4 protein-coding genes and 2 rRNA genes are annotated in these 8,871 nt (G+C 35.3%); 5 read left to right on the top strand and 1 reads right to left on the bottom strand.

Features of this window, described 5'->3' with window-relative positions:
* Positions 1-178 (top strand): 23S ribosomal RNA (locus ACSQ7D_RS12435); the annotation flags it as partial.
* Positions 179-368: 190 nt separating this feature from the next.
* Positions 369-478: ribosomal RNA gene (gene rrf, locus ACSQ7D_RS12430) — 5S ribosomal RNA — on the top strand.
* A gap of 164 nt (positions 479-642) precedes the next feature.
* Here rrf and ACSQ7D_RS12425 read toward each other — a convergent pair.
* On the bottom strand, positions 643-1,407 hold the full coding sequence (locus tag ACSQ7D_RS12425) for a hypothetical protein (protein WP_437136427.1): 765 nt from the start codon (positions 1,405-1,407) through the stop codon (positions 643-645).
* A gap of 1,088 nt (positions 1,408-2,495) precedes the next feature.
* Between ACSQ7D_RS12425 and ACSQ7D_RS12420 the strand changes: the two genes are divergently transcribed.
* The 3 genes from ACSQ7D_RS12420 to cas9 all read left to right on the top strand — a co-directional run bounded on the left by ACSQ7D_RS12420 (position 2,496) and on the right by cas9 (position 8,853).
* Positions 2,496-3,392: a helix-turn-helix transcriptional regulator gene (locus ACSQ7D_RS12420; RefSeq protein WP_437136426.1), complete on the top strand. Its 897-nt coding sequence runs from the start codon at positions 2,496-2,498 to the stop codon at positions 3,390-3,392.
* Positions 3,393-3,908: 516 nt separating this feature from the next.
* The gene (gene dtd / locus ACSQ7D_RS12415; RefSeq protein WP_437136425.1) at positions 3,909-4,361 is read left to right on the top strand and encodes a D-aminoacyl-tRNA deacylase; all 453 of its coding nucleotides are present in this window, start codon (positions 3,909-3,911) and stop codon (positions 4,359-4,361) included.
* A 193-nt stretch (positions 4,362-4,554) separates the two neighbouring features.
* Positions 4,555-8,853 carry a type II CRISPR RNA-guided endonuclease Cas9 gene (gene cas9, locus ACSQ7D_RS12410; RefSeq protein WP_437136424.1) on the top strand — a complete coding sequence of 1,433 codons (4,299 nt, stop codon included), beginning with the start codon at positions 4,555-4,557 and terminating at the stop codon, positions 8,851-8,853.
* Positions 8,854-8,871: the final 18 nt, after the last annotated feature.

Raw genomic sequence — 8,871 nt, 5'->3', positions numbered from 1 at the left:
GGCATAGCAGAGTAGCTAAGTGCGGATGGGATAAGTGCTGAAGGCATATAAGTACGAAACCCGCCACAAGATGAGATTTCTTTTAAGGGTCGTGGGAGATGACCACGTTGATAGGTTACAGGTGTAACGGTGGTAACATCATAGCCGAGTAATACTAATCACCCGTAGACTTTTCGCGCGTAGAGATTCTTTTAAAGAGCGTTAGCATTACAACAATTGTTAATTATTAATTATCAATTGTCAATTGAGAAAATATGTTTTTTATCCCTATATGTTAAAATATCAAGGCATTAGGCCACAGGCATCAGGCATTAGTTCTGAGTCGCACAACCTAAGGCCTATGGCCTAAAACCTAAGGCCTAAAGATTTAAGGTGGTTATAGTCAAAGGTCTCACCTCTTACCATTCCGAACAGAGCAGTTAAACCTTTTAGCGCAGATGGTACTACGGTCACGTGGGAGAGTATGTCGCCGCCTTCTTATAAAGAGCAATTCTGATAAAGAATTGCTCTTTTTTTATTTGACTTCTATCTAAGACTCTTAACCTTCCAAACCCTCGATTATACTACATTATAAAGGCATTTAGTTAGAAAAACTCCCCAAGGCACAATGTGCTTTGGGGAGTTTTTCTTGTTGAGAAAGTTCTACTTTAAGAACTTCTTAACCTCATTACCAATAGCAATAATAAGCTCATTACTAACTCCATTGCTTAATTGTCGAGTATGGATAAGAATATGTTTGTTATCCTTACTAAAATGTAAGTTATACCAATTTTTCTTACCTACTTCTGTTGTTTTTCCCTCCCATTTTACGTTAAATGTTTGTTCTAAGTCAATTTGGTAACGTCTTGGATAATCATTGGCTGCTACAATTACAATAGGGAACTCCTTGAAAAAAGGCATTGCAAAGAGAGGTTTACGTTCTTCTATAGACTGTTTTCTAAGGGCCTCTATATCCTCATTTTTGTAGCTTTCTTTAGTAGGGTAGTCGCTGAACTCGGTGATGAAGAACTCCTTTTGAAAGTTGATTTTCTCAAGTTTTTCTCCCTGTAAAAATAGCTGTTCGTAGAGTTTTTCGTAGTTTAAATAGGTACGACTGGTTCCTCCTTTTTTGCTTTTATCCCAACTATTATATTGATTGCCGTAAGCATATAAGGGATTGTGAGAGAAGGGGCGCTGACCATCGTAGTTAGGTACTTCATTGGTAGAGAGTATGTGTTCCCATTGAGATACATTACTTTGGAAGAGCTCTTCTTTCTTCTTTTCTAAATTTTCGGTAGTCTCTTCTTGGGGAATGTGTGCGGCTTCTTTGCCGATTACTAAAACTTTACCGTTAGGGTTGCCATACCCTACAAATAGATTGTTGGCTTTGCAGTAGGCTACTGCCTCTTTGAATGCTTGTGTGTACATATATTAGGTGTTTAATTATTGTTTAACTTTTTAATGCCTGCAAATATACTAATTTTCTACTATAGTACATTCTTTTCTTACGATATGACTGGGCTTTCCATTATGATAGAAAATAGTTTCCCATTCTTTATTAGGAGAGTAATTGCGTATGAGTTTATTTTTTCATTTCCTTCTGAATCATATTCAATGCAAGAAAAAATGTTTTCGTTGTATGGAACTTCATTACTTTCTTCTTTCTGCCTCGTATTCTTTGTAAGTAGTTTGTACCTTTTTGTTAGCAAAGAAAGTATTAGGCTTCATTCATTATAGGGATATAAGGTGAATCAGGGCATTTTAAGTTATTATTTTGTATTTTCATTGTTGTTTGAATGCTTTAATTTTGCAAATGTTTGGTAAGAGGAGGTTACCCTTAAAGCAACCTCCTCAGTTGTTTTTAACTTCGTTTGTACCAAGAGGTACCATTGTTATTAGAATAGTACAAACCTTTGTCGGTTTGAGCTAAAAGTTCATTTCCAGAAACTAATAAGTCCTGAAAAGTAAAGGAGGTTGCTGTGTAACGAGGGTACCAAGTGCCTCCATTGTTGTTTGAACGTTCAATTTTTTTGCATTAGTGGGACAGATACGAATAAGCTCTTTTCCCATAGTGACCATTAAACTCATAATTAAATATAGTTTTTAGTTCTTGCCTACTCTATATGGTTTTCGGCTTCCCCAATGTTTTACAAAAATAGTTTGCGGGCATCCCGTTTTACTTAGCTCGTTGCCCGACCAAAGGCATAGTGTAAAGCAAAAGGAACGCCCGCATACGCGAACGCTTCCGTCTTTACTTTCTGTACACTATTGAAAAATTGGTCGTATTTCGAGCTTGGAAAATAAAAGCGAAACGCTACTAATATGTTTATTTTGTGTTTATCTGATTTTTACTATAAAATATGTTTTATGAGTTTCTGCCAGCAAATATACAAAATAAAATGATATGTGCGTCCTTTTGCTTTGTTTTTTTATTTTGGGAGCAAAAATATAATAATAGGGCGCAACAACTTGTCGTTTTGAAAAAACTTTATACTTTTGTTGAAAAAATATTGAAAATGAGTTTATCGAAAATGTTTTCAAGGCATCGTTTTATTGTTGAACGATTGCGTATCAAACCCTGTACTAGTGAAGAATTAGAGAATGCTTGGGAGAGAAGTATAGAGAATACAGAGGGGCAACCTCTTGCTAAACGTACTTTACAACGTGATATTCAAATTATTAAAGAAGTTTACCATATAATTATTAAGTTTAACAAATCTCTTAAAGCATACGAAATCACAGAAGATAATGACCCCTATACCCAAAATCTCTTCGAGGCATTTGATGTGTTCAGAGCTTTGCAAAATTACGGTAATCTTTCTAAAGTTATTCAGTTTGATAGGCGATTGCCTGCGGGAACGGAGTATCTCTCACCCTTGCTTAGGGCTATTAAAGAACATCGTCAGCTAAAGTTGCACTATTATAAGTTTTGGGATAAAAACCAACAACCGGTGGTGCGTACGATAGAGCCTTATTTGCTAAAAGAGGCGCAAAGGCGTTGGTATGTGTTGGCGTGGGATGTGGAGAAGAAAGCGCTACGGGTGTTTGGCTTGGATAGGATTACCCGTTTAGATTACAGCAAGGACATTAAATATCAGCACACTGTACCTGAGGGTGTGGAGTGTTTTTTCGACGATAGTTTTGGGGCGTGGGTAGATAGTGAGCACACACAAGCAGAAGAGGTGGTGCTTGCCTTTAAAAAATTACCCAACGATTCAGTTTTTATGCCTAATCCGGCGGAATACCTCAAAGCGATGCCTCTGCATTCTTTGCAAGAGGTAGTGAGAGAAACTGACAATGAGATTGTACTCAAACTGCGCTTAAAAATTACACCAGACTTTGTTAGGGAGATACAATCGTATGGTGATAGAGTGAAAGTACTATCGGATAATGTGTTAATTTGCAAAAAATAGCGTGAGTTCGATGTAAAAGATGTTAGTGAATGCTTGGAGGTAGGTATGTGAGAGATTATGTCTCAGAATGTCGTAGCACGATAGGCAATGCGAGGCACACGGGTAGGTGATAATTAGCAAAAGGTGAGGAGAATTGGCAGGAGAATCTTGTACGATTATTATGGAAAAGGTGTATAAGTAGTTAAGAGTTAAAAGTTTTTTGAATGGACAATGAATAGTAAAAAAATTGTAGGGTAGAAAAGGTATTTGGAATTTAGGGTTTATTCGAAGGAAAGACGAAGGAAAGACGAACGATGAACGAAGGAAAGACGAACAATGAACGAAGGAAAGACGAACCTAAGACGAATTTAAAGTGAGGCTAAGGAGAAGGAAAGAAGATGTAATGATGATTCTTTTGGCAAAGTAAGAAGGAAGATGTAAGTGGAATGCTTCTGCTGATGAGGAGAAAACAGCATATTAACAAATCTGAGAGAGAAACTCAGAAGGGCTTGGAGAGTAATAAAAAAAAGATATTTTATGAGAGTAGTTATTCAGCGTGTAACTCACGCATCGGTGGATATAGATAAGCAAACAGTAGCTTCTATCAATAAAGGTTTATTAGTATTGGTAGGTATAGAAGATAGTGATACCAATGAGGATATAGCGTGGTTATCGGCTAAAATAGTGAATTTACGCGTTTTTGACGATGAAAATGGGGTGATGAATCTTTCAGTAAAAGATGTAAGAGGAGAAGTGCTTATCGTGTCGCAATTCACCTTGCACGCCTCTACTAAAAAAGGCAATCGCCCCAGCTATATAAAGGCAGCACGTCCAGAAGTTGCAATTCCTATCTATGAGACGTTTATAAAGCAAGTGGAAAGTTTGTTAGGAAAGCGAGTGCCCACAGGACAGTTTGGGGCGATGATGCAAGTAGCCTTGTGTAATGACGGTCCTGTAACTATTCTTATAGATACAAAAAATAGGGAATAAAAAAGAACCCTATTACTAATATAATGATAGGGCTCCTTTAAATGTTTTCACAACGGAAAAAATCCTTATTGTGAATTGCTTTCAAATTGTGCGACAAAAGTAAGTCTAATATTCTTAATGTGCAAATATTTCTTAATTTATTTTTTACTTTTAACTTTTTTTCGTTATCTTTGCCTCACCAAATTACAAAACAATGAAAAATATACTTGGATTAGATTTGGGCACCACTTCAATAAGTTTTGCCCATATTGTAGAAGATGAAAACAAACAAAAATCAGAGATTAAAGAGTTGGGAGTGCGTATTGTTTCTTTAACTACAGATGAACAATCCGACTTTGAAAAAGGAAAATCAATAACTACTAATGCTAATAGAACTCTTAAGCACGGAGCAAGACTAAATCTTGATCGCTATCAACAAAGGCGAAAATATCTCATAGATTTATTGCAGAAAGCAAACCTAATTACTCCCTCCTCTATCTTAGCTGAAAATGGCAAAAATACCACACATTCTACTTGGCAATTGAGAGCTAAAGCTGTTACCGAACGTGTCGAAAAAGAAGAGTTTGCTAGGATACTACTGGCTATTAATAAAAAACGAGGCTATAAAAGCAGTAGAAAAGTAAAAACTGAAGACGAAGGACAAGCAATAGATGGAATGGCTATAGCAAAACGCCTCTATGATGAAAACCTAACTCCAGGACAGTTATCGTTACAATTACTTCAACAAAATAAAAAACTCCTCCCAGACTTTTATCGTTCAGATTTACAAAAAGAATTTGACCTCGTTTGGAATTTTCAAAAACAGTTTTACCCTAATATCCTAACAGATATTTTTTATAAAGAATTGCAAGGGAAAGGTAAGGATGCTACTTCAAAAGCTTTTTCTAAAAGATATCATTTTGACACAGCAGAGAACAAAGGTTCTAAAGAATCTGTTCGTTTGCAAGCCTATCAGTGGCGTGCGGAGGCTATATCTAAACAACTTTCAAAAGAAGAAGTAGCTTATGTCTTAACCGAAATCAATAATAATTTGAACAATGCAAGTGGCTATTTAGGCGCTATTTCCGATAGAAGTAAAGAACTCTATTTCAATCGTCAAACAGTAGGGCAATACTTGTATGCACAGCTTCAGGAAAATAGACATAATAGCCTTAAAAATAAAGTGTTTTACCGTCAGGATTACTTAGATGAGTTTGAACGCATTTGGGAAACTCAAGCTTCATTTCACAAAGAATTGACTGAGGAACTTAAAAAGCAAATCCGTGATGTGGTAATTTTTTATCAACGTAAACTTAAATCTCAAAAAGGATTGATATCATTTTGTGAGTTTGAGAGCAAAGAAATTGAGATAGAAAAAGACGGAAAAACTATAACTAAAACCATAGGAGCTCGTGTTGTTCCTAAATCCTCTCCTTTGTTTCAAGAATTTAAGATTTGGCAAATACTCAATAACGTTATCTGCAAAAGAAAAGGTATTAGGAAAAAGAAAATCTCTGCTAAGACTACTCAGTTAGATTTGCTCAATGAATCTTCTCAAGCAATTTTTAGTTTAGATATGGAGTGCAAGCAACTCCTTTTTGACGAACTGAATCTAAAAGGAGACCTAAAATCGGATAAAGTACTGAAATTATTAGGCTATTCTCCTCAAGAATGGGAAATCAACTACAATCAATTAGAAGGAAATCGCACTCAAAAAGCACTCTATGAAGCCTATTTAAAGATTGTTGAAATGGAAGCTCACGACGTGAAAGATATTTTACAAATAAAATCTGCAAAAGACGATTGGTCTTTAGACGAATCTCCTCTTTCAGCTTCCGAAATCAGAGAAAGTGTAAAAGCTATCTTCCAAGCATTAGGAATATGTACTAAAATCCTTTATTTTGACCCTGTTTTGCCTGTAAAAGAGTTTGAAAAGCAGGATTCCTATCAGTTGTGGCATTTGCTTTATTCCTATGAAAGTGATGATTCTACCTCTGGTAACGAAACTCTTTACCGAATCTTAGAAAAGAAATACGCTTTTAAGAGAGAACACGCTAGAATACTCGCCAATGTAGCCTTGCAAGATGACTACGGTAGCCTATCTACTAAAGCTATCCGCAAGATATACCCTAATATAAAAGAAAATCAGTATAGCACAGCTTGTGAAATGGCAGGTTATAAGCACTCTAAACTATCTTTAACCACAGAAGAATTAGAGGCTCGTGAACTGAAAAATATTATTCCACTACTTAAAAAGAACGCTTTGAGAAATCCAGTGGTTGAGAAAATTCTCAATCAGATGATCAACGTAGTGAACGCTTTAATTGAGAAAAACAGTGAACGAGATGCCGAAGGGAAAATTACAAAATACTTCCATTTCGATGAAATTCGCATTGAATTAGCTCGTGAATTGAAGAAAAATGCGCAAAAGAGGTATGAAATGACCCAAAACATCAATAAAGCTAAATCAGAACATCAAAAAATTAGCGAAATACTTCAGAAACAGTTTGGCATCAAGAATCCTACGAAATCTGATATTATTCGTTATCGCTTGTATCAAGAATTGGAACACAATGACTATAAAGAACTATATACTAATGCCCCTATAGCTCGAGATATGTTGTTTAGTAAAAATATTGAGATAGAACACATTGTTCCTAAGGCACGAGTGTTCGATGATAGTTTTTCTAATAAAACATTGACTTTCCATAGAATAAATAGTGACAAAGGAGAATATACTGCTTTTGATTATATTACTTCTTTAAATAGTGAAGAAGAACTCAATCAATATCTCACCAGAGTAGAGAATGCTTATAAAACAAAAAGCATTTCTCCTGCTAAATACAAGAATTTGCTCAAAAAAGCCTCTGAAATAGGTGATGACTTTATCAATAGAGACCTGAGAGATACTCAGTACATAGCCAAAAAAGCCAAAGAAATTCTTTTCCAAGTAACTAAAAATGTACTTTCTACCTCAGGAAGTATCACCGATAGATTGCGCGAAGACTGGGGCTTGGTAGATGTGATGAAAGAGCTAAATATGCCTAAATATCAGTCGTTAGGACTTACTGAAATAATAGAACGTCGAGATGGTAGAAAAGTAGAAGTAATAAAAGATTGGACAAAGCGCAACGACCATCGCCACCATGCTATGGATGCTCTTACTGTCGCCTTTACTAAACCTTCCTATATACAATATCTCAATCATCTAAATGCTCGAAAAGATGAAAACAATAAACTATATACTGATATTTTAGGTATAGAAAGAAAAGAAACCACTAAAATACATGATGAAAATGGTAATGAAAAAAGAGTTTTTATAGAACCTATACCTAACTTTAGACAAGTAGCCAAAAAACACCTCGAAGAAATATTCATTTCGCACAAAGCAAAGAATAAAGTAGTTACCAAAAATGTAAATAAACCTGCTGGCACTGATAAACAACAAATCACACTCACGCCACGAGGTCAGCTACACAAAGAAACTATATATGGTAAATACCAATATTATGTCAATAAAGAAGAAAAGGTAGGCGTAAAGTTTGATGAAAGAACTATCACAAAAGTCTCTAATCCTCTTTATCGCGAAGCATTGCTGAAAAGACTGCAAGCTAATGGCAACGACCCTAAAAAAGCCTTTACAGGGAAGAACGCATTATCTAAAAACCCTATTTATTTAGATGAAGCAAAAACTAAAACTTTGCCAGAAAAAGTAAATCTCACCTACTTGGAAGAAGACTTTTCTGTAAGAAAAAAAATAGTACCTAAAAATCCTACTTCCAAAGAATTTGTTCCTAATCTAACATCTATTGAAAAAGTTGTAGATGAAGGCGTGAAACATATCCTTATAGAAAGGCTTCGAGCATATAATAATGATCCAGAAAAAGCCTTTGTAGACTTAGAAAAGAACCCTATTTGGCTCAATAAAGAAAAAGGAATTGCGATTAAACGTGTTACTATAAGTGGCGTGAGCAACGCTCAACCTTTGCACATAGGGAAAGACCATTTAGGAAAAACAACTTTAAATAAAGAAGAAAAAGAAATTCCTGTAGATTATGTAAGTACTGGCAATAACCACCACGTAGCTATTTATCGGGATAAAGAAGGTAATTTGCAGGAACAAATAGTTTCCTTCTTTGAAGCGGTAGTACGTACTCAACAAGGGCTTCCTATTATTGATAAAACCTATAAACAAGCAGAAGGTTGGCAATTTATGTTCACTATGAAACAGAATGAAATGTTTGTATTTCCTAACGAAACAACAGGATTTAATCCCGCTGAAATAGACTTGTTAGATCCTAAGAACAAAAAACAGATAAGTCCTAACTTGTTTAGAGTACAAAAAATAGCTACTAAAGATTATTTTTTTAGGCATCATTTAGAAACTAATGTAGAGACAGATAATATTTTAAAAAATGTAACTTGGAAGAGAGAAGGCTTGTCAGGGTTAAAAAATATCGTAAAAGTCCGTATGAATCACTTAGGCGATATTGTAAGCATAGGTGAATATTAAAAACCCTTTTTAAAAACC

Source organism: Capnocytophaga sp. G1920, assembly GCF_051417515.1.
The sequence above is the reverse complement of the archived record's forward strand: the minus strand, read 5'-3'. Positions and strand labels throughout refer to the sequence as shown.

Coding starts and splice junctions, on each gene's coding strand:
- ACSQ7D_RS12425 (WP_437136427.1), bottom strand. CDS start 1,407: ATGTACACACAAGCATTCAAAGAGGCAGTAGCCTACTGCAAAGCCAAC.
- ACSQ7D_RS12420 (WP_437136426.1), top strand. CDS start 2,496: ATGAGTTTATCGAAAATGTTTTCAAGGCATCGTTTTATTGTTGAACGA.
- dtd (WP_437136425.1), top strand. CDS start 3,909: ATGAGAGTAGTTATTCAGCGTGTAACTCACGCATCGGTGGATATAGAT.
- cas9 (WP_437136424.1), top strand. CDS start 4,555: ATGAAAAATATACTTGGATTAGATTTGGGCACCACTTCAATAAGTTTT.